The sequence below is a fragment of the Microbulbifer thermotolerans genome, from assembly GCF_900112305.1.
In the GTDB taxonomy this organism is placed as follows: domain Bacteria; phylum Pseudomonadota; class Gammaproteobacteria; order Pseudomonadales; family Cellvibrionaceae; genus Microbulbifer; species Microbulbifer thermotolerans.
This window is the reverse complement of sequence record NZ_FOKT01000003.1, coordinates 329291-351406: the sequence shown is the minus strand read 5'-3', so window position 1 is coordinate 351406 and position 22116 is coordinate 329291. Positions and strand designations below refer to the sequence as shown.

The window sequence follows — 22116 nt, the reverse complement described above, 5'->3', positions numbered from 1 at the left end:
CGCTCGCGTGGAGGTGCCCAAACAAACGGGCCGGATCAGGAGAGCGACTCGGCCCAAAGATCGTATTCATCTGCGTGGGTCACACGCGCACGAACCTTCTCGCCCGGTGTGAGGTGTGTCTCGCCGTTTAAGTAGACGGCGCCGTCAATTTCCGGCGCGTCCGCCCAGGAGCGGCCAATCGCCCCCTCTTCATCCACCTCATCGATCAACACTTCGATTTCGCTGCCGATCTTCCGCTGCAGACGCGCCGCACTGATTTCCCGCTGGTGCGCCATAAATCGCTCCCAACGCTCTTGTTTCACTTCCTCCGGTACCGCTCCCTCCAACGCGTTTGCCGGAGCGCCGTCAACCGGCGAGTACTGGAAGCAACCGACGCGATCGAGCTGTGCCTCACTCAACCAGTCGAGCAGATACTGGAAGTCCTCTTCCGTCTCCCCAGGGAAGCCGACGATAAAGGTGGAGCGGATGGTCAGGTCCGGACATATCTCACGCCACTTTTTGATACGCGCCAGGGTTTTGTCTTCGAAGGCCGGGCGTTTCATCGCCTTCAAAATTTTGGGACTGGCATGCTGGAAGGGAATATCCAGATAGGGCAGCAGTTTGCCCTCCGCCATCAGCGGTATCACATCATCGACATTGGGGTATGGATATACGTAGTGAAGGCGTACCCATACACCCAGAGATGACAGTGCCTCGCACAGCTCCAACATGCGGGTTTTCACCGGGCGCCCATCCCAGAAGTCCAGTTTGTACTTCAGATCTACGCCGTAGGCGCTGGTGTCCTGGGAAATCACCAGCAGCTCTTGCACGCCGGCTTTCACCAGTCGCTCCGCTTCTCCCAGCACCTCGCCCACCGGACGGCTGACCAGCTTGCCGCGCATACTGGGAATAATGCAGAAGCTGCAATTGTGGTTACAACCTTCGGAGATTTTCAGATAAGCGTAGTGGCGGGGGGTCAGCTTGATACCCTGAGGCGGCACCAAATCAACGAACGGATCGTGTTCTTGTTGCGGGGGCACAACCTCGTGAACTGCATTGACCACCTGTTCGTACTGCTGTGGGCCGGTTACCGCAAGTACACTCGGGTGGACTTGGCGAATATTTTCTTCTTCGACGCCCATACAACCGGTGACAATGACCTTACCGTTTTCGGCGATGGCTTCGCCAATCGCATCCAGGGACTCGGCCTTGGCGCTATCGATAAAGCCACAAGTATTGACCACCACCACGTCGGCGGCCTCGTAGCTGGGCACCAGCTGATAGCCCTCCATACGCAGCTGCGTCAGAATGCGTTCGGAATCCACGGTTGCCTTGGGGCAGCCGAGGGATACGAAGCCGACTTTCGGGGTGTTGCTGGTCATTTTGGCTCCCGAGCACTTATTTGGGTTTGTTTAAAAAGCGGGCAATTCTAACGGTGCCGGGCCCGCTTGCATAGCGACCGGAGCTCCGCTCTGCCCCTGCCGCTGTGCGCTTTTGCCGGAAAATGTTTGCTTGACCTGCCCGCGTTGAGGCGCACAATGCCGCCCTCGGCCACTATCTATGGAGAATACATTGGCGGATCTGATATTAAACCGCGGTGCGGAGCGCCGCCTGAAACGCGGCCATCTATGGATCTACAGCAACGAAGTGGACACCAAGCGGTCGTCCCTCAAGGGTATTGAGCCCGGCAGCCAGTGCCGGGTGCTGGACAGCCGGGGTAATTCGCTCGGCACCGCCTTTGTAAATCCCAGTCAACTGATCTGCGGCCGCCTTGTCTCCCGCGACAAAGAACTGGATGCCGCCCTAATAAGTGAGCGCTTACACTCTGCATTGAGACTGCGGCAGCGCTACTTTAACGCTCCCAATTACCGCCTGGTATACGGTGATTCGGACTGGTTGCCAGGGCTGGTGGTGGACCGCTTTGGCGATCACCTTGTGGTACAGGTGAGCAACTGGGGCATGGAAAAGCTATTGCCGCAGGTGGTGGACGCCCTCGCATCTCTGCTGAATCCGCGCGGTATCTTGCTGCGCAACGACCACCAGGGCCGCAGCCCGGAGGAAATGCCACTGGTGAACGAAGTGGTCTACGGAGAAGTGCCGGAAATGGTGCCGTTTTCCGAAAACGGCGTCGCACTGCTGGCGCCGGTGCACCGGGGACAGAAAACCGGCTGGTTTTACGATCATCGGGACAACCGCGCGCGGCTGAACCAGTGGGTCAAGGGCAGGCGCGTACTGGACCTCTTCTCCTACGCCGGTGGCTGGGGCGTACAGGCACTGGCCAACGGGGCCGACCATGTCACCTGTGTGGACGCATCGGAACAGGCACTGCAGTGGTGCCAGGAAAATGCCGCTCACAATGGCGTGGAGGGGCGTTTACACACAGTGCGCGGCAAGGCGCTGGAGGTCCTGAAAGCCATGGTGGCCGAGGGGGAGCAATTCGATGTGGTGGTACTGGATCCGCCCGCCTTTATCAAAAGGCGCAAGGACCACAAATCCGGGCTGGCCGCCTACCGGCATATCAACCAACTGGCAATGCGCCTGCTGGCCGCAGATGGCCTATTAGTGAGCGCTTCCTGCTCGATGCATTTAAAAGCGGATGAGCTGGTCGACTGTGTACGGGGAGCCGCGCACCAACTGGGGCGCCCGGCGGCGCTGCTCGCCAGCGGGGGCCAGGGCGCGGACCATCCTGTGCACCCGGCGATTCCCGAGACCAGCTACTTAAAAGCGCAATTTGTCCACCTCGGCAAACGCGGTGCATAACGCAACCTATATTGGCCGACTAGGAGCTGCCGGGTTCCCTGACTAGGATTGTTTGCAAGTATTTACTTACGGTGCTGGTATGATCCGACCCGCGGTTCCCTCGGACTTCCAACGTCTGCAAGCGCTCTGGCTTCGCACTCTGGTCGATGCGCACCCCTCTATTCCACAACAGGTTTGGCAGGGCAAACTGAGCAATTTTGGCCACTGTCTGCAAACCGCTGACCTCTGTTTGGTCTATACGGCAAATGGAAAGCAAACTGCGGAGGGGTTCGCACTGATTACAGGAACCGACCAACTGGAGTATCTCTGTGTTAGCCCAGCGTTCACAAAGCGGGGCGCCGGTAGTGAACTGATGCGCTGCGCCAAGCGGGGACGGCCGCAACTGCTGATGACAGTGTTGGAAGAAAACCTGAACGGGCGCTACTTTCTGCAGCAGCAGGATTTTAAGGAAACCGGCAGGCAGCCCTGCGCCGTTAGTGGTCAGGCAGAGATCTTGATGCGCTACCGACCAAAACTGAAAGCAGCGTAAATAAGTTGCCTTGATTCCTTATAACTGAATCTTATGGATTCACTTCTTTTTATTGTTTCTCTCTAGTTGCCGCAAGCGTTAGCATGCCAACCTCCTGATAGAACACCAGTTTCGAGTTTTTTATGGGTAACGCCAGCAGCAATGCCGTCCGCGCCTATCCCCAGCGCACCTTCCATCACGGTGCGGACCTGGAGGCGCTGAATCAACAATTTCAGGGTGCCAAGCCCAGTGAAATTATGCGCTTCACCATTGAGCACGCGGAGAATCCGGTCGTCTTCACCAATTTCCGCCCGCTGGCGGTGGCATTCCTGCACTTGGTCACTCAGGCCAAACCGGATATCCCGGTAATCTGGGTGGATCACGGCTATAACACGCCGGAGACCTACCGCCATATCGATCGCTTGGTGAAAGAATTCAATCTCAATCTCTTCACCTATACCCCCAAGGTGTCTGCCGCGCACTACAAAGCGGTTTACGGAGAAATTCCCCCGCTGGATACGCCGGCGCACGATTTCTTCTCCCGCACCGTCAAACTGGAACCCTTCAACCGGGCCATGGAGGAATTGAAACCAGATGTGTGGATGAACGGCATTCGCCACGATCAAAACGCGCACCGGAAGAGCCTGAATATCTTCACCACCGGCAGCCACGGTACCATCCGCGTGGCGCCCATGTTCCACTTGAAGGAAATAGACGTCGAAGAGTACGTCTATCAGCACGACCTGCCGGACAACGATGTTTACTTCGACCCCACCAAAGGCGAAGAGCACCGGGAGTGCGGGCTGTTGCTGGAAAAGTGATGTGTCCTATCCGATTATAAAAAGGCCGCTCATAGAGCGGCCTTTTTTGTTCTTGCTGAATGCAGCTTGGAACCCCTATTCCGGTTAACCCAAGCCCTTATACATCCAGGTTTTCCACTGCCAGCGCATTGCTCTCGATAAACTCCCGGCGCGGTTCCACCTGGTCGCCCATCAGCGTGGTGAAGATCTGGTCCGCGGCGATGGCGTCTTCCACCGTTACCTGCAGCATGCGGCGGCTCTCAGGGTTCATGGTGGTTTCCCACAGCTGATCGGGGTTCATTTCACCAAGGCCCTTGTAGCGCTGTATACCGTAGCCGCGGCGGCTTTCATTCATCAGCCACTCCAGGGCTTCGGGGAAGCTTGTCACCGGTTGCTGCTTTTCACCACGGCGGACATAGGCCCCCTCTTCCAACAGGTCCTGAAGCTTCTCGCCCAAGGTACAGATCGAGCGGTATTCAGCGGAATCGAAGAATTCATAGCCGAACGGATAACCGGTACCTTTTTGATGCCGGAAGGTAATGTGTCGCCAAAGGCCAAGTGGATGACGCTACGTGCAATAACAGCAGCAACATCAAAAATTGATGCACTTTCGCGAATCTTGACCACTTTCCCTTCTGAAACTACTTGTAGTAACCGGGTTAGTGATTACGCATATCCAAAATCAGGCAGGTTTCGTTCACGAAGCGTGCCAGTATCAGCATAGTACCGAACAGCAGCTCGATGTGAATTCACACCGATCGCGCAGGTAGACTTTGCGCTAGAAATGTAATCCAATTAAAGGTATTCGCTAGGGGTGTTGCTCCATCTCTTCGCGTACATCGCGACCTACAGTATTGTGATCAACGCATTCCGGGAGGCTGCGCCCTTTACCTCATGCCTTCGGCATTGCGTAAAGCGCGCAGAAAAATTTATTCTGCCGCCATGTCAACTGTTTTTTCGTCTATTTTTTACTCCGTGAAGCTCTAGCCAGCATAAATAAATTGGATATTTAGATGCTTACTTTTGTAGACCTTTTTTGCGGTGGCGGTTTTGGTGCTCGTGGTGCAGTCAATGCCGGAGCAACACCTCTTCTTGCTGTAGATGCTTGGGATCTTGCGACAGCAACCTATCAACATAACTTCCCCGAGGCGGAGGTTCTTACCGAACGTATTGAAAATGTGGCACCGCAAAAATATGCACGGAAGTATCAGCCAGACGTACTGCTTACCTCTCCTGAGTGTACCTCTCATTCCATTGCCCGTGGTGCCCGCCCCGGCTGTGAACAGAGCAAAGAAGCGGCCCTAGGTATAATTCCCTGGATGAGAGCCCTAAAACCCCGCTGGGTAATCGTAGAGAACGTACCGCGGATGAAGAAGTGGGCGGGCCTGGAAAGGCTTATCCAAGACATCCGCAGGCAAAAATATGAAGTCAGTCCACTGGAATTGAATGCTGCTGACTTCGGCGCACCCCAGGCCAGAAAGCGTATGTTTCTGGTTTGCGACAGGTTGGGTACGAAGATAACCAAAGAAGATCTCTTGAAGCTTCATAGACGCCAGCGAAAAACTGCTGCATCAATTATCGATTGGTCAGGACAGTACAAATCCAAGCCGCTTTATAGTCCGAATAGAGCAAAGGCAACAATAGAGCGTGCCGAGCGTGCGATGGCCGAACTAGGAAGAAACAAAGACTTCCTAATTGTCTACTACGGCTCTGACTATGCGGGAGGGTGGCAACGGCTTGAAGACCCATTGCGTACGGTAACTACTCTTGACCGCTTCGGCTTGGTCACATGGAAAAAAGGCGAGCCACAGCTCAGAATGCTACAGCCTTCAGAACTACTTAAAGCAATGTGTGGTAATAGTAAACACAAACTTCCCGTAGGCAGCCGCCGTGACAAAATAAAGCTTTGTGGAAACGGGGTATGTTCCCCCGTTACTGAAATCATCTTTAAAAAGCTGAACGAACTCGCACTCCTCCAGCGCGATGTTGCATGATGGAAATTATCAGTACAGAGCTTTTCAGTCAGGACCTTTTCGTTGACGCAATTTATGGCGGCTCGAGAAAGGGTAACTATTCTGATAACCCGCTTCCTGCACTGTTAGGTGTTGATAACGGAGCAGGGTTTCGGTGTCTCGGAAGCCCTAGAACGGAAGTTGATTCCCTTAAGTTACTGGTGCTTCAGACTGATTTCTCGAATCTTGACTGGCCAGATGAGCTGGATATCGAAAACGGTTTGTTTACTTACTACGGCGACAAACGCGCGCCTGGCGATCTGCATGATACGAAGCGCGACGGAAACAAGATCCTTCGTAGCATTTTCGAGTACTGCCACGGCAAGCCCTCACCCACGACGGCATTCCCCCCTATCCTTCTCTTTCGCAAAAGGGGCACATACCGCGATACCAGATTTCTAGGGCTGGCTGTTCCGGGCGCCAAGGGCATGAGTTCTGACGAGGATCTCACTGCGATTTGGAGAACATCAGCAGAGGGATGTCCGATTCCAGAACTATCGGGCAACGTTCACAATACTAAATGTGCCCATTGTTTCGAGAAGCTGGATACGGGATGCACAAAACGGCTTGGCACAGACCTCCCCTCACGCCCCGAAACCATGGTTAGACTGGATAAATAAACGTAAATACGATCGGCTGGTCACAGAAAGAACAGTCGGTATTCGATCAACGAAAGATCAAACGGATCTTTCCACCGACTGACCTGCTCCCCACTTTCTAGTCCACTTCAATCCTAGTAATGTTCATCGTCCTCATTGGTGATGAACATTACTAGGATTGAAGTGGACTAGAAAGTGGGGGGCAGGTCACGACGAACAATCTGTTATCTCGTCTATCTACAATCGTTTCAAGGATTCTCCAACGGGGTTCAAGTCCCTTGCAGCTGATTTGGTCAGTATCGCAATGCCAAATGCGCACAATATTGAGATCACAAGGCCATGGAGGGATGGAGGCAGGGATGCAACGGGGAAATACCGTATCTGCCAGGGAGCAAGTGGGATAGATGTTGATTTCGTTATGGAGGCGAAATGCTATGCGATCAACAACGGGGTCGGAGTAAAAGAAATTTCGCGATTGATTTCCCGGCTGCGCCATTGTCAGTTTGGGGTGTTAGTAACCACTTCCTACCTTGCAAATCAAGCTTACAAGGAACTTAAGAGTGACGACCACCTAGTGGTTGTTTTAAGTGCCTCCGATATTGCCAAGCTGCTTCTTAGAAAGCTGGGGCATCCATCAGACGTCCAGCGTTGGTTAGAGGAAAATCACTGACTCAGGAGCGCTTCAACGCGCTCCACGCAAGCCGACAGGTTTTCCTTTATCTCGTGCTCCCAGATACGGAGCACCTTCCATCCCGATTGCTTTAATTCTTTTGTAACCCGCTTGTCCCGCTCACAATTTTTGTTGATTTTATCCATCCAAAAATTAGTACGGGTTTTTGGTATTACGAAATGTTTTGGGCATTTGTGCCAAAAGCAACCATCTACAAAAACTGCAACCTTCTTTTTGGGAAAGACTATATCCGGATTTCCCGGCAGTTGCGTCCGAAGTCGGTACCTATATCCAATTACCCACAAGCCTTTCCTTAGCGCCAGCTCGGGTTGAGTATTCCGCCCAGAAATACGTGACATGCAAAATTTTCTTTGCTCTGGGCTTAAGACATCAGACATTATTGATCCTCAGGCTTCAAATTACCCTTCAGCCTTTTTATTATTTCCTTCTTATTAAGATCAGGTTGCCCCTGCCGTCCCACGTAGGAGGAGAACCTTGACTGGATATCTTTTAGGAAAGAATTGGCTACGGTCGCTATTCGTTTTGCCTCTAGAAACTTATCCAGGCTCCAAGTATGGATATTCTGAAAATCTACAACCCCAGGATAAATGTCCGCATACTCAGGGAGGAAAGCAAATTTTTCTGCCTTACTTTTGACAATTTCACTCAGTTTCTTTTCACGTTTTGCACTATTATCGCCGGGATGGATTATTTCACGCTCAAGGAAAGCCGACCGATTTATTGGAATGATCGGTGCGAGCATGATCATATTCGCATTGATAATAGGTGTCGGGCCATCTAATCCGCGAACAGCTATATCACACGCCGGAGACAAAACAAGAAATCTGGTAACTTTGTCTGCTTCATTTGCTTCTACAATGTCACCGGGAGCAATATGCGCTCTGATTGGCGGGCGGATATAAAACTCCGCCTCATGGTAGTGATACTCTTCCTTCTCTGAAATGTCGAGATATTCAAGAAGGTGGCTGACGTTGTATCGGAGTAGCCGTCTTTCGGAGATGAGCTCCCCCTTGGACAAAGCTGAAAAATCTTGAGCCAAATGTCCCCAAAAAATTTCTCCAATATGACGTTCAATTAAACCGCGCCCCCCCAAAATATTAGTTATTCCTGTATCATATATGTCAGTAAGATGACGAAAAATAGTTTTATTTGAAGTATTCGAATCTTTGTTGAAAAAACGCAGGAAGTCTGACTCTTTTTTTCGAATATCTTCTCTAAGGTTTTGTATATTTCCGGATACAACAAATACGGGAAAGCGATGCTTTTGAAGAATTTCTGCCAGAACATCATTGCCTGTAGATTCAGAAGAATCATTGGGGTTGAGGTTTAAGTCAACAATAGCACCATCAAAATCCTTAGAGAGTAGTGCAAAAAGAGCGTCATTAGCTGATTCCTTTCTTACAAGTTCGATTTTTCGTCCATCTTCGACCAATTCATCAACGGTATCTTTATAAGTGTCGAATGTATCATCGTCATCCTCTACTACCAAAATGCGCATTGCTGACGTCAACTCAATCCCCCCCGAAAATTATTTCGAACAAAGCACCAATTTTAGTTTTCTTTGCTTCAATCTTGCCGCCAAGTCTACCTATAGCTTCTCCAGCCAATGCCAATCCAAGTCCTGTGCCATTTGGCTTCATACTGTAACCAGGCTCAAACATTAAACTTAAGTTGTCCCCCTGGAAACCAGGACCATTATCAAAGTATTCAAGCAAAACATGATTTTTATCCCTAAAGATGTTAACGCTTATTTTCTTATTTGTAGAGGTTGAGTAGCCCAACCAATAGATGCTGTTTTCAATCAAGTTTGAAAGGACCGTGATAAAGTCCATTTCGTTACCATTGATACTTAGATTCTTTTCTTCAGCATCCACTTCGTAGGAAATCTGTGCTGAATTTAACTCAGAAGCAAAGATGTTAAATGTGGCTTCAACTTCTTTTTTTAAATTTAAGTTTTTATTTGGGGCGCGCCGGGTTCTTGCGAGTGGCTCAATTCTGGCGAATAAATGGCTCAACCCTTTGGCATGTGTGATCACTTTGCTTCCACGTTCTTCTATTTTTTGGGACAGGCTCTCGTTTGGTCCATCCGCCATCTGAAGGGACCAGTTTGCTATTCTTGGAACGGTTTCAGAAATATACTTTATGTGCTTACGCCCCTCATGCAGCAGTACATGAGTAATTTTCCCAAGTGTTGCTTGTCCCTGATAAATCGCAATCGTGTCTCTTATTTTCCTAGCTATTGCGGATTTTTTTTGCTTTTCATCATCCAAAACTTTATCGACAACAACACCTACGCGCTCTCTATCACTGCGAGCAATCCCTAGTTCATTAAGCTCTTTGTTGATTCGCTTCCGGGTATCATCAAAATCGAAAAGGGAGTCAACTTCGTCCTGTAGTGTTCTCCTGCGCCCACCTTTTAACGCCTGCTGTCGGTACTGTCTTCTTCTTGTGGCCAGCTGATTGATTGCCTGAGAAACAAGAGTTACTAAGCCTGAGTAGGCCCCATTTTCAACAAGACCATCTCGAGCACTTTTTTCCTTCAGTCCGGACTGCTCTTCAGAGCGAATATACACAAAACCTATTGTTTGGTTGTGCCCTATATTATTTGAAGGGTCTTGTACCCTTTTTTTATCGAGTTCGAGCCAATCAAAAGACGGCTCTCCGTACGGCCTTATCCTGAACTGCTCTCGATAAATTCCTACTCCGTAGTACTCATCAAGGATTTTTCTAGCCTCTTGTTTTCCGACGTACTCCCCCGTTGTCGGATCTTTCAATCCTCGCTTAATGATATTTTCAATACTATCAGGATCACGATCGTATACACGTAGATCTAAAAATATCTCGCCAGGGTATGTTTGGCCGTTATCGCTGTCTAAAGGAATATTTAGTGATATATGTTGGGGGGGTAAAGAAGGGATATTTTGGTTTTCAAATTCCAGCTCAGCGTTTCCGTTCGCATCAACTTTCCCTGAGATCTTATAGTCGTATAGGTCTAATACTGGGAATGGTTTAATCTCGATAGTTTGGTCAGAGTATTTATCATCAGGGAACTTGTTGAATCGCAACTCTATTTCGAATTTGTCGTGCTGAATCTCAAAGCCTTGAGATTTTGCGGTTTCATAAACCTCTGCAGGTGCAGTGAGGCTACGTAGCTCAACAAGTAGCTTATGGATCTGTTTTGGGGTCCATATAGCCTTAACTTGTTCCGAGCTTATTCCATCCTTCTCAATTTCCAACCTTGTGCCATCTGGCTTCCCCGTCTTAACGACATCTATCGGAATATCAAATTCATCCAAATATTGAGTGGACTCCAGCTCCTCCATATCCAGAATCAGTGAGGTAGTGGTACCACTTTGTGTAGTTTCAAGAAGGATACGCTGTCCCAAAATGGCTGCGGCGAACCTCCCTATCCCCTTTCTGCCCTGTAAGACGCGTTTTTTTGCACTGGTTCGCCTTTTCAGTTTGTCGTCAGTCGCGGGAACGAGCCACTGATTGCAGACAATATCTGAGCTCATTCCATGCCCATGATCCTCAACACTGATCGTTAAGCGACTACTTTTCTCCTCGTAGTTAAAGGAGATAACTACATTAGGTGAATCTGCATCGTATGAATTCTTAACCAGTTCGACGATAGCCGCATAGACATCTTTGATTAAATCTTGGCCGATTGTTCTGATCAGTCTTGCGGCCGGTCGGATTTTGTAGGTTGGACGGCTCATAGCTGGCATTGCCTACCTTTTGTCACTATTTCGCACGCGTTAGCTCAAAATTACGTCAGTAGCTTCTATTTCGAGTTGCGTTAGATAATGTGAATTATCAGACAAAATATGTTTTTAACTTGTCACTCAATAGGAGGGTGCCTCCCCTGCCGCGGCGTATTTGTCTGAGACTGGGGAGCATGGACTTGAGACTCCAGAGCAAAGTTCCTGAGATCTGACAGCCAATCCCTTATACATCCAGGTTTTCCACTGCCAGCGCATTGCTCTCGATAAACTCCCGGCGCGGTTCCACCTGGTCGCCCATCAGCGTGGTGAAGATCTGGTCCGCGGCGATGGCGTCTTCCACCGTTACCTGCAGCATGCGGCGGCTCTCAGGGTTCATGGTGGTTTCCCACAGCTGATCGGGGTTCATTTCACCAAGGCCCTTGTAGCGCTGTATACCGTAGCCGCGGCGGCTTTCATTCATCAGCCACTCCAGCGCTTCGGGAAAGCTTGTCACCGGCTGTTGCTTCTCACCACGGCGGACATAGGCCCCCTCTTCCAACAGGTCCTGAAGCTTCTCGCCCAAGGTACAGATCGAGCGGTATTCAGCGGAATCGAAAAATTCATGCCCGAAGGGATAATCGGTACCGACTCCATGGGCGATTACGCGGACATGGGGCAAATGAAGGCCGCGTTCCGTGTTTTCCTTCAATGTGACCTCGTGGCGACGACCACCGCCATTACCTTCCTCGGCCAGGCGCTCCCGCAACTGCTCACACCAAGCTTCCATTTTTTCCAGGGATTCCAGATCACTCTGAGCTAGGCTGGGCAGGTAAATCATGCTGCGCATCACCTCTTCGGGGTAGAGGCGTGACAGGCGGTCAATCGTCGCCAAAACTGCGCGGTATTCACCTACCAAGGCCTCCAGCCCCTCACCGGAAAGCGGCGGAGCATCTGGGTTGACGAACAGACTGGCGCCTTCAAGTGCAGCATTGGTGAGGAACTGGGTGAGTGCCGCCTCATCCTTTAGGTACTGTTCCTGCTTGCCTTTGCTGATTTTGTACAAGGGCGGCTGAGCGATATAGACGTGGCCGCGCTCAATCAGTTCCGGCATTTGGCGGAAGAAGAAAGTGAGCAGCAGAGTGCGAATATGGGCGCCGTCCACGTCGGCATCGGTCATGATGATGATGTAGTGGTAACGCAGCTTGTCCGGGTCGAACTCGCTTTTGCCGATACCGCAGCCCAGTGCGGTAATCAGAGTGCCGACTTCGGCGCTCGACAGCATTTTGTCGAAACGCGCCTTCTCCACATTCAATATTTTACCCTTCAAAGGCAATATGGCTTGAGTGCGGCGATCGCGTCCCTGTTTGGCGGAGCCACCGGCAGAATCACCCTCCACCAGATACAGCTCTGACTTAGCCGGGTCCTTTTCCTGGCAATCCGCCAATTTACCGGGCAAACCGGCGATATCCAGCGCCCCTTTGCGGCGGGTCATTTCACGCGCTTTGCGCGCCGCTTCACGCGCTTTGGCGGCGTCGATCATTTTGGTCACAACCGACTTGGCATCCTGGGGGTTTTCCAGCAGGTAATCGTTGAAATGCCGCCCCATTTCCTGCTCTACCGCAGGCTTCACCTCGGAGGAAACCAGTTTGTCTTTGGTCTGCGAAGAGAATTTTGGGTCTGGAACCTTGACGGAAATAATCGCCGTCAATCCCTCGCGGGCATCGTCACCAGTGGTGCTGACCTTATCCTTTTTACCCAAACCTTCTTTTTCGATGTAGTTGTTCAGACCGCGGGTCAAAGCAGCGCGGAAACCTGCTAGGTGTGTGCCGCCATCCCGCTGCGGAATATTGTTTGTATAGCAGTAGATATTTTCTTGAAAACTGTCATTCCACTGCAGCGCCACTTCCACGCCAATGCCATCTTCGCGCTGACTTTGGAAGTGCAGTACCTTGTTAATTGGAGTTTTGTTCTGGTTCAGGAACTCAACGAACGCTTTCAGGCCGCCTTCGTATTCATAGATCTCCTCTTTGCCGCTGCGCTCATCCTTCAGCACTATGCGCACACCAGAGTTGAGGAAAGAGAGCTCCCGCAGCCGCTTGGCCAGTACATCGAAGTGAAATTCAATATTTGAGAAGGTTTCCGGCGAAGGCTTGAAATGCACTGTGGTACCGGTGGTGTCTGTTTCACCAACGACAGCCAGGGGCGCTTCGGGAACGCCGTGGCGGTATACCTGCTCGTGGACCTTTCCACCGCGGCGGATGGTCAGCTTTAGCTCTTCCGACAGCGCATTCACCACGGATACGCCCACGCCGTGTAGACCACCGGAGACCTTGTAAGTGTTATCGTCGAACTTTCCGCCGGCATGCAGCACAGTCATGATCACTTCCGCTGCAGACACCCCCTCTTCCGGGTGGATTTCGGTGGGAATGCCACGCCCGTTGTCCGCCACGGATACTGACTGGTCCGGGTGAATGATCACTCGGATTTCATCACAGTGCCCTGCCAACGCCTCGTCGATGGAGTTGTCCACCACCTCAAACACCATGTGGTGCAGGCCGGTGCCGTCATCCGTATCGCCGATATACATACCCGGGCGTTTGCGCACGGCATCCAGCCCTTTCAATACCTTGATACTGCTGGAGTCATAGCTTTGCTGCTCTGACATTTACTCACTCCATCAAACTTATGTCGCGGCCGAAGACTCGGCACTGATATGCCCATGTTCCACGTGGAACACTTTGGGGCTGTTCCAGGGTGGGGATAACGCAAGCCAGGGGCGACTGGTCGCCTCCACCTCAATTCCGGTAACCAACACTTGGCTGGCACAGCGGCTAACCCAACGGGCGAACTGTAATTGATTCAACTCATCCAATTCCGATGGCAGATCATCCACCAGGAACACAGGCTTTTCCCGGTGACGACAGACAAGCTCAGCCATCGCGGTACGCAAGGCGCAGACCAGCATTTTCTGCTGGCCACGGGATAGAATCTGGTGGGCGGCTTCGCCAGAGGCAGAAAACCTGAGATCAGCCCGATGCGGTCCCACCCGCGTATTGCCCTGTGCCAGATCCCCCTGGCGCGATTCTTCGAGTGCCTGAATCAGGGAAACCTCTTTGCGCCAGCCGCGCCGATAGGACATTTCAATCCGCGATAACGGGGAATCGGGCAACGACTTAAGCAAGGCCGTTAAGGCAGCATTAAGTCCAGCGAAAAGCCTTTGACGCAACGCGTCGACATGCTCTCCACTCTCCGCCAGTCTGCGTTCCCATACCGAAAGTAAATCCGGCACAATTTTACCACGGCGGAGCAACGCATTTCGCTGACTCAGTGCGATTTGATAGTTTTTCCACGCCTCGGCAAAGGAATGTTCCACGTGGAACACTGCCCAGTCCAACAAACGCCGGCGCACACCGGGACCACCATCGAGCGCCGAAAAACTGTCGCTGTTAATCACCTGCAACGGAAGGCAGCTAGCCAGCTGTGAACTGGAGGACGCAGGTGCGCGATTGATCCGTATGCGCCCCCCACCATCTGCGAGCCGCTCTACCCCAAGGCTATCGCCACCTGAAAGCCGGCCGAAAACGGTCAAGCCAAGTGCACCCTCCTGAATCACAGCCTTGTGTTTTCTGGAGCGAAACGAGCGACCGGTAGAGAGCATATGTACCGCTTCGAGCAGAGACGTCTTTCCGCTGCCGTTGGGACCGCAGAAAAGATTCACCCCCTGTACCAGAGACAGTTCAGCGAAAGTGATATTGCGGAAGTTGCTCAGCTCAAGACGATTCAAAGCCACGGCTAGCATACCGTTTACAGAACAAAGTGGCAGGAGCCGGATGAAACTCCCATAAAAAGACCGCCATATCCGGAGATATGGCGGTGACGAGAAGCGGTGTTAAGGAAACGGGCACTGCTGACAATCAGAGCCGCATTGGCATAACCACGTAGAGGGAATCCCCCTCTTCGGGCTGCTGAATCAAGGCACTGCTGTTGGCGTCTGCGAGGCCAATGCGGATCTTTTCACTATGGATCGCGGCAGTCACATCCAGCAGGTAGGAAACGTTGAAACCGATCTCCAGCGGTTCGCCAACGTAATCCACCACCAACTGCTCCTCAGCTTCTTCCTGCTCCGGGTTATTGGCCACTATCTGCAGCAGCCCCTCGGACACCTGCAGGCGCACACCGCGATATTTCTCGTTGGAAAGAATAGCGGCGCGCGAGAAAGCTTGGCGCAATGCCTGACGATCAGCATAGATTTCATTGCCCGCCGCACGCGGCAGCACACGTTCATAGTCCGGGAACTTCCCATCCACAAGTTTGGATGTGAAGGTGAACTGACCGCTGACAACGCGGATATGATTGCTTCCGAGCACGACTTCCGCCTGTGCATCGGTATCCTCCAGCAGGCGCCCCAGCTCCAACACCCCCTTGCGCGGCACAATCGCCTGAATGGGTGCATCGACATTCAGTCCCGGTGCATCGCGGTCACAGAGCGCCAACCTGTGCCCGTCGGTGGCCACGGCACGCAGCTGCTGTGGGCGACACTCCAACAGCAGACCGTTCAGGTAGTAGCGCACATCCTGCTGCGCCATGGCGAAGCTGGTGGCCTCGATCAAACGGCGTATTTCCCGCTGTGAAATCGCAAAACGGGTCTGGGCACTGGTCTCGTCCTGATTGGGGAAATCCGCTGCGGGAAGTGTGGAAAGCAGAAAACGGCTGCGGCCACTGCGCAGCACCAGGCGCTCACCATCGCGCTCAAATTTAAGTTCGGCGCCATCGGGCAGCGACCGGCAGATATCCAACAACTTGCGCGCCGGTACGGTCACCTCCCCTTCCATTTCCACTCCGTCCACCGGCAGGCGGCCGACGATTTCCACTTCCAGATCGGTACCGGTCAGCGACAGTTCCTGCCCCTGCAGCTGAATCAACACATTAGCCAGCACCGGCAACGTCTGGCGCTTCTCCACAACGCCGGCGACCAGTTGTAGCGGTTTTAATAGGGCGTCCCGGCTCACATTGAATTTCATCGGTAATTTCGCCTTGCTTGGATTTATCGGTTATCGTCAGTCATTGAATCAGGTTGTCAACGAGCGGGTCAGCAACTTAACGTCCTCGCGGATATCCGCGTCCGTCTCCTGCAACTCGCGAATCTTGCGGCAAGCGTGCAGCACTGTGGTGTGATCCCGCCCCCCAAAGGCATCGCCGATCTCCGGCAGACTGTGATTCGTCAGCTCCTTGGCCAGGGACATCGCCACCTGGCGTGGCCGCGCCACCGAGCGGCTGCGACGCTTGGAGAGCAGATCCGACACCTTAATCTTGTAGTACTCAGCCACCACCCGCTGAATATTATCTACGCTTACCAGCCTGTCCTGCAGCGCCAGCAGATCTTTCAACGCCTCCCGTACCAACAGGTCATCGATAGGTCGGCCGGTAAATTGGGCGTTGGCAATCACCCGCCGCAGTGCCCCTTCCAGCTCACGCACATTGGAACGTATGCGCTGGGCGATAAAGAAAGCGGAATCATGGGGCAGGTCCACACCCACCTGCTCCGCCTTCTTCATTAAGATGGCCACTCGGGTCTCCAGCTCTGGTGGCTCCACCGCTACCGTCAACCCCCAGCCAAAGCGGGACTTCAATCGCTCCTCCAAGCCGTCAATTTCCTTGGGGTAACGATCACAGGTGAGGATGATCTGCTGTCCGCCCTCGAGCAATGCGTTGAACGTGTGGAAAAACTCTTCCTGGGAGCGCTCTTTACCGGCAAAGAACTGGATATCGTCAATTAACAGTGCGTCTACCGAGCGGTAATACCGCTTAAAGTCACTGATCGCGTTTAATTGCAGCGCCTTGACCATGTCCGCAACAAAACGCTCCGAATGCAAATAGACCACCTTGGCATTGGGATTGCGCTCCACCAGCGCATTGCCCACCGCGTGCATCAGGTGGGTCTTGCCGAGGCCAACACCTCCGTAAATAAAGAGCGGGTTATAGGCGCCGCCAGGGTTGTCGGCAATTTGTTGTGCCGCCGCCAAGCCCAACTGATTGGACTTGCCCTCAACAAAGGATTTAAAGGTGAAATTGCGGTTTAAAGAGCTGCCGTGCTTGATCGCGCCTTCCACTTCTACATTGCGCACGGGTTCGGCGCCCGGCCGTTGAGCGCCCCCCCCGCGCAGGTCGGTCAACGCCAGCTCTCCACTGGTGATTTGCTCCGCGCTCCCCTCCTCCTGCACTGCCGGATGGGGCGCTACCCGTGCGGCGGAAAATCCCCTTGCGGGCGCCGGCTGAGCAGTCGCAGCCGACTGGCGCGCGGCCACGCGGGTACGCTGAAAACGCGCCGGGCGCCTTTCTGTAATCTCCAATACCACCTGGATCGGTTGACCACCGGAAAATTCCTGTAACAGCTCGCGAATGCGGTTGAGAAACTTATCCGCCACCCAGTCGAGCACAAAGCGGTTGGGGGCCAACAGCCGCAATTCGCCCGCGGAACTCGCCGGATTGACACGCAGTGGCCTTATCCAGGTATTGAACTGCTGTGCGGGCAATTCATCCTGCAAACAGCTAGCACACTGCTTCCAAACGGATTCAGACAAGAAACCCCCCAAAACCCCTTAAATAAAGACAAGACCCAAAAAATGGGCAGCGGCAGACAGGTACGATACCGCCTCTGTGGATGGCAACGGACCCAACCGAGTGATCTGCGCAGTATACCTTTGCACCGCAGGGTTATCCACAAGCAAGTGGGCAATTATTGGAAATCTTGTGACAAAAATCCCCTTGTTATCAAAGGTTTGACCACTAATTAAGCAACCCGCAAAAAGAATTCCACAGACGTTATCCACAGCGATCTGTGTATATCTTGGGGCCAATCGGTGGGAATTCCGAAATACTGCTGTCGCCTCAATTACTTGCCGCCAACAGCGGCGTGTCCATTCCCAAGCACCGGGGCCGAGGCGTTGATTTTCCCCGCCGTTCGCGTTGATTTCGCTGGTGCCTTTCTATACAATCCGCCGCCTTTGCAGCGCATTGCTCCGCTTTCGCCGGCCTGCCGGCACTGGAGCGGCGACTGGGCAAAGCCCCGCCAGGGCGGGCCCAGGAGTTTCCGAATACAAAGTCCCAGGTAGCAAGACAATGAAACGCACATTCCAACCCAGCAACTTGAAGCGCAAGCGCACCCACGGTTTCCGCGCCCGTATGGCAACCAAAAACGGCCGCAAGGTTTTGGCCCGCCGCCGTGCCAAAGGTCGCAAAGTCCTGTCTGCATAATTCTGTACCCGGCAACGGGGCACCCTCCTATATATGCAACAGGCGCGCAGCGACTTCGGTTTTGCCAAGCCGCTGCGCCTGCTGACCGCGGCGCAATATCGTGCGGTCTTCAACGCCAAGCGCCAAATACGTGCGGCACACCCGAATCTGTTGATCCTCGCCAGTCACAACGACCTCGACCATCCCCGTCTCGGCTTGGTTATCGCCAAGAAGCACGTTCGCAATGCCAGCGATCGCAACCGTATCAAGCGCATTGCCCGCGAGACCTTCCGGCTCAACCAACACAATCTGCCAGCCGTGGATGCCATTGTCCTGGCCCGCCCCGGCGTCGCAGAGCTGGACAAAGCCGCACTGGCCAAGTTACTGAACAAACTCTGGCGCAAACTGGCGAACCGCGCACAGCAGCCACAACAGGTAAGCCGCAAATGAGCTGGCTGGCGATCAAACTGATACACCTCTACCGCTATTTGGCCAGCCCATGGGTAGGCAACCAGTGCCGCTTCTACCCCACCTGCTCACATTATGCGGAAGAGGCATTAATAAGGCATGGATTCCTAAAAGGGGCTTATTTAACCGCCCTACGCCTTATAAAATGCCACCCCTGGCATCCCGGCGGCCCGGACCCCGTCCCCCCCGCCCCCACAGACAAAGACTCCTAGGTAAAAAGATGGATTGGCAACGCTATACACTGTTGGGCGGCATCGCCGCAGTGGTCCTGGCCTTGATATACCAGTGGAACGACTTTCAGGAGCGGCGCGCGCCGATTCCCGATCGAGAGACAGTGGTGCGTGAGGAACTCCCCACCAGCAGTCCAGCCACACAAACACGGGCCGACAACGACGTACCACAACTAGAAGCACAGAGCGACACCGCCGCCGGCAAGAGTGACGCGCAACGCAAGTTGATCAGCGTCACCACAGACGTTTTTGACTTATTGATCGATCCCCGCGGCGGAGACATCGTCAAAGTCGCACTGCGCCGGTATGAAGAGGAACTGCACACTCCGGATCGCCCGCTGATACTGCTGAACCAGACCCGCGACCATACCTATATCGCCCAAAGTGGTTTAATCGGGCAGAACGGCACCGACAGCGCCGCTGGCCGCCCCTTATTCACCGTTGCGGAAACCAAGTACGCACTGAAGGAGGGCCAAGACACCCTCACCGTGGATCTGACGCTCAACCAGGGAGAAACCGACATTACCAAGCGGTTCACCTTCCACCGCGGGGACTACTTAATCGACGTCACCTACCTGGTGGACAACCGCAGTAGCGAGGCTTGGTCCGCGGCCATGTTCGGGCAAATCAAGCGTGACGACCAAGAACCCCCGGTCGACGTAGGCATCGGCGTGTCCCCCTTCCTCGGTGCGGCGATGCACACTACCGAAGAAAACTACTTCAAGCAGGACTTTGAGGATATTGCCGAAAAGCCGACCCGCGAAACCGTCGAGGGCGGTTGGGTGGCCATGGTCCAGCACTACTTCCTCAGTGCCTGGATTCCGCCTCAGGACGAGCGCAATACCTTCGAGCTGCGCCAGCTGTCCGGTGGGCTCTACCGCATGGGGTTCACCTCGCCGCCGGTCGCGATTGCCCCCGGCAACCAGGGAACGTTGAGCGCCGCTTTTTATGCGGGCCCGAAAGACGTCTACCGCCTGGAAGAAATCTCCCCTTACCTGGACCTCACCGTGGATTACGGCTGGCTATGGTGGATCGCAAAGCCTCTGTTTGGCGTCCTGCATTTTATCCAGAGCCATATCGCCAGCAACTGGGGCTGGGCCATTATCCTTTTGACGGTGTTCATCAAGGCGCTGCTCTTCCCCCTGTCCGCCGCTGGCACCAAGTCCATGGCTCGCATGCGTAAATTCGCGCCGCAGATGAAGAAGCTGCAGGAGCAATACAAAGACAACCGGCAGAAGCTGGCGGAGGAGACCATGAAGCTCTACCGCCGGGAGAAAATTAATCCGATGGGCGGCTGTCTGCCAATTATGCTGCAGATGCCGGTTTTTATCGCTCTCTACTGGATGCTGACCGAGACAGTGGAGTTGCGCCACGCGCCCTGGATATTCTGGATCCACGATCTGTCCGCCAAGGACCCCTACTTTATCCTGCCCGCTCTGATGGGCTTGTCCATGTGGTTTATGCAAAAGCTCAACCCACAGCCGACAGACCCGACGCAGGCGCGTATCATGCAACTGATGCCGGTGATGATGACCTTTTTCTTCCTATGGTTCCCGGCCGGTCTGGTGCTCTACTGGATCGCCAACAACCTGATCACCATTGCGCAGACTTGGTATATCAACAAACAGGTGGACGCGGGCAAGGTATAACCCCGCCCCTGCTCCGGAAACCAAAATGCGGTTCTGGAGCGATAGACCGCCAAAACACAAAAGGGGCCGCAACTGCGGCCCCTTTTGGTTGGAGTAGACTCAACCGATGACCCAGCAAAACCCGGATAAAGACACCATCGCCGCCGTTGCCACCGCCCCGGGGCGCGGCGGCATCGGCGTAATTCGCCTCTCAGGCGAGAAAGCCCTGCCAATCGCCCGCGCTATTTGCGGTGGCAAGGCGCTGCAGCCGCGCTACGCCCACTACAGCAATTTTTTTCACGGTGACCATTTGGTCGACCAAGGTATCGCTCTTTTCTTCCCCGGCCCCAACTCCTTCACTGGCGAAGATGTGGTGGAGCTGCAGGGACACGGTGGCCCGGTGATTCTGGACCAGCTGCTCAAAGCGGCCCTTGAATTGGGCGCCCGCCAGGCGCGCCCGGGAGAGTTTTCCCAGCGCGCCTTCCTGAACGACAAGATCGATTTGACCCAGGCTGAGGCAATCGCGGACCTGATTGAAGCTGGTAGCGCCCAAGCAGCCCGCAATGCAATCAACTCCCTGCAAGGAGTATTCTCCGAAAAAATAGAAAGCTTAGTCGAAAATCTGACGCAGTTACGTATCTATGTCGAAGCATCGATTGATTTTCCTGAAGAAGAAATCGATTTCCTTGCGGACGGCAAGGTAGCAGCCGACTTGCGGGCACTCCTGCAACAACTGTCGGCCGTGGAGGCCCAGGCGCGCCAGGGCAGCTTGCTGCGCGAAGGGATGCGGGTCGCCATCGCCGGGCGCCCCAACGCCGGTAAGTCCAGTCTGTTGAATGCCCTCGCCGGGCACGACGCCGCCATCGTGACAGATATCGCCGGTACCACCCGGGACATTCTGCGTGAAACTATACATATCGACGGTATGCCGCTTCAGTTCGCCGACACCGCCGGGCTGCGGCAGGCACCGGACAAAGTCGAGCAGATCGGAATAGAGCGAGCCTGGGAGGAAATACGCCAGGCGGACCGGGTACTGCTGGTTGTAGATGCGCAACAGGCCCACTCAATGGACCCGGAGGCGGTCTGGCCTGAGTTCACCGCCCAACTGCAAGCTACGGAAAGATTGACCCTGGTATTGAACAAGATCGACCTCACCGATTACACCGCCGGCCTACAAGCCCATACCGACGGCGTGCCGGTCATCGCCCTCAGTGCCAAAACGGGCGCCGGCCTCGGGGCACTGAAGGAACACCTAAAACAATGCATGGGCTACAGTGGGGCCGCTGAGGGCAACTTCAGCGCCCGCCGCCGCCACCTGGAGGCCCTGTCCAGGGCGAGAGGGTTTATCGAAGCGGGCGCCAGCCAGTTACAGGCTAGCGGTGCCGGCGAGCTGCTCGCAGAAGATCTGCGCCAGGCGCAGCAGGCACTGGGGGAAATTACCGGCGCAGTCACCGCCGACGAGCTGTTGGGGCGGATCTTCGGCAGCTTTTGTATCGGAAAATAA

Annotated in this window: 19 protein-coding genes and 2 pseudogenes; 12 read left to right on the top strand and 9 right to left on the bottom strand. The window is 53.8% G+C overall.

What is annotated here, in order from left to right; all coding sequences use genetic code 11:
- Positions 1 to 35: 35 nt before the first annotated feature.
- A complete protein-coding gene (rimO, locus tag BM155_RS06600; protein WP_067149813.1) occupies positions 36 to 1361 on the bottom strand; it encodes a 30S ribosomal protein S12 methylthiotransferase RimO in 1326 nt (441 codons plus the stop codon).
- 190 nt (positions 1362 to 1551) lie between these two features.
- On the opposite strand from rimO, the gene BM155_RS06595 reads away from it, so the two are divergent.
- From BM155_RS06595 to BM155_RS06585, 3 genes are all read left to right on the top strand, one after another.
- Positions 1552 to 2739 (top strand): class I SAM-dependent rRNA methyltransferase, encoded by a 1188-nt coding sequence (locus BM155_RS06595; RefSeq protein ID WP_083421114.1) that lies wholly within the window; start codon positions 1552 to 1554, stop codon positions 2737 to 2739.
- A gap of 79 nt (positions 2740 to 2818) precedes the next feature.
- Complete coding sequence (locus BM155_RS06590) at positions 2819 to 3268, top strand: GNAT family protein (protein ID WP_074901838.1); 450 nt, start codon at positions 2819 to 2821, stop codon at positions 3266 to 3268.
- A gap of 122 nt (positions 3269 to 3390) precedes the next feature.
- On the top strand, positions 3391 to 4068 hold the full coding sequence (locus tag BM155_RS06585; RefSeq protein WP_067149804.1) for a phosphoadenosine phosphosulfate reductase domain-containing protein: 678 nt from the start codon (positions 3391 to 3393) through the stop codon (positions 4066 to 4068).
- Between the two features lie 97 nt (positions 4069 to 4165).
- On the opposite strand, the pseudogene gyrB (BM155_RS17540) reads toward BM155_RS06585, so the two are convergent.
- Positions 4166 to 4558: pseudogene (gene gyrB / locus BM155_RS17540) on the bottom strand (DNA gyrase subunit B); the annotation flags it as partial.
- Positions 4559 to 5060: 502 nt separating this feature from the next.
- Here gyrB (BM155_RS17540) and BM155_RS06575 point away from each other — a divergent pair.
- The 4 genes and pseudogenes from BM155_RS06575 to BM155_RS06565 all read left to right on the top strand — a co-directional run bounded on the left by BM155_RS06575 (position 5061) and on the right by BM155_RS06565 (position 7328).
- Entirely contained in the window at positions 5061 to 6041 is a 981-nt protein-coding gene (locus BM155_RS06575; protein ID WP_074901835.1) for a DNA cytosine methyltransferase, read from the top strand.
- Positions 6038 to 6469: pseudogene (locus tag BM155_RS06570) on the top strand (restriction endonuclease); the annotation flags it as partial. The gene BM155_RS06575 and the pseudogene BM155_RS06570, both read left to right, overlap by 4 nt.
- A gap of 112 nt (positions 6470 to 6581) precedes the next feature.
- Positions 6582 to 6761, top strand: coding sequence for a hypothetical protein (locus BM155_RS17780; protein WP_367888680.1), 180 nt, complete (start codon positions 6582 to 6584; stop codon positions 6759 to 6761).
- 75 nt (positions 6762 to 6836) lie between these two features.
- Positions 6837 to 7328 carry a restriction endonuclease gene (locus tag BM155_RS06565; RefSeq protein WP_074901829.1) on the top strand — a complete coding sequence of 164 codons (492 nt, stop codon included), beginning with the start codon at positions 6837 to 6839 and terminating at the stop codon, positions 7326 to 7328.
- Here BM155_RS06565 and BM155_RS06560 read toward each other — a convergent pair.
- The 7 genes from BM155_RS06560 to dnaA all read right to left on the bottom strand — a co-directional run bounded on the left by BM155_RS06560 (position 7322) and on the right by dnaA (position 17634).
- On the bottom strand, positions 7322 to 7726 hold the full coding sequence (locus tag BM155_RS06560; RefSeq protein ID WP_074901827.1) for a very short patch repair endonuclease: 405 nt from the start codon (positions 7724 to 7726) through the stop codon (positions 7322 to 7324). The genes BM155_RS06565 and BM155_RS06560 overlap by 7 nt on opposite strands.
- Positions 7726 to 8859, bottom strand: a complete 1134-nt coding sequence (locus BM155_RS06555) for a DNA-binding transcriptional response regulator (protein ID WP_139223164.1) — start codon at positions 8857 to 8859, stop codon at positions 7726 to 7728. Before BM155_RS06555 ends, BM155_RS06560 begins: the two co-directional genes overlap by 1 nt.
- A gap of 1 nt (position 8860) precedes the next feature.
- Positions 8861 to 11068: a sensor histidine kinase gene (locus BM155_RS06550; RefSeq protein ID WP_074902023.1), complete on the bottom strand. Its 2208-nt coding sequence runs from the start codon at positions 11066 to 11068 to the stop codon at positions 8861 to 8863.
- Positions 11069 to 11297: 229 nt separating this feature from the next.
- On the bottom strand, positions 11298 to 13718 hold the full coding sequence (gene gyrB / locus BM155_RS06545; protein WP_074901823.1) for a DNA topoisomerase (ATP-hydrolyzing) subunit B: 2421 nt from the start codon (positions 13716 to 13718) through the stop codon (positions 11298 to 11300).
- Positions 13719 to 13736: 18 nt separating this feature from the next.
- Positions 13737 to 14843: a DNA replication/repair protein RecF gene (gene recF, locus BM155_RS06540; protein WP_074901820.1), complete on the bottom strand. Its 1107-nt coding sequence runs from the start codon at positions 14841 to 14843 to the stop codon at positions 13737 to 13739.
- A 124-nt stretch (positions 14844 to 14967) separates the two neighbouring features.
- Positions 14968 to 16074 (bottom strand): DNA polymerase III subunit beta, encoded by a 1107-nt coding sequence (gene dnaN / locus BM155_RS06535; protein ID WP_067149798.1) that lies wholly within the window; start codon positions 16072 to 16074, stop codon positions 14968 to 14970.
- A 48-nt stretch (positions 16075 to 16122) separates the two neighbouring features.
- A complete protein-coding gene (gene dnaA / locus BM155_RS06530) occupies positions 16123 to 17634 on the bottom strand; it encodes a chromosomal replication initiator protein DnaA (protein WP_067149794.1) in 1512 nt (503 codons plus the stop codon).
- A 538-nt stretch (positions 17635 to 18172) separates the two neighbouring features.
- Here dnaA and rpmH point away from each other — a divergent pair.
- The 5 genes from rpmH (at position 18173) to mnmE (ending at position 22116) form a co-directional block, all read left to right on the top strand.
- A complete protein-coding gene (gene rpmH / locus BM155_RS06525; protein WP_067157157.1) occupies positions 18173 to 18307 on the top strand; it encodes a 50S ribosomal protein L34 in 135 nt (44 codons plus the stop codon).
- A gap of 33 nt (positions 18308 to 18340) precedes the next feature.
- A complete protein-coding gene (gene rnpA, locus BM155_RS06520; protein WP_067157154.1) occupies positions 18341 to 18736 on the top strand; it encodes a ribonuclease P protein component in 396 nt (131 codons plus the stop codon).
- On the top strand, positions 18733 to 18966 hold the full coding sequence (gene yidD / locus BM155_RS06515; RefSeq protein WP_074901817.1) for a membrane protein insertion efficiency factor YidD: 234 nt from the start codon (positions 18733 to 18735) through the stop codon (positions 18964 to 18966). The genes rnpA and yidD overlap by 4 nt, the downstream gene beginning before the upstream one ends.
- 8 nt (positions 18967 to 18974) lie before the next feature.
- On the top strand, positions 18975 to 20633 hold the full coding sequence (yidC, locus tag BM155_RS06510; RefSeq protein WP_074901814.1) for a membrane protein insertase YidC: 1659 nt from the start codon (positions 18975 to 18977) through the stop codon (positions 20631 to 20633).
- A gap of 106 nt (positions 20634 to 20739) precedes the next feature.
- Entirely contained in the window at positions 20740 to 22116 is a 1377-nt protein-coding gene (mnmE, locus tag BM155_RS06505) for a tRNA uridine-5-carboxymethylaminomethyl(34) synthesis GTPase MnmE (protein ID WP_067157148.1), read from the top strand.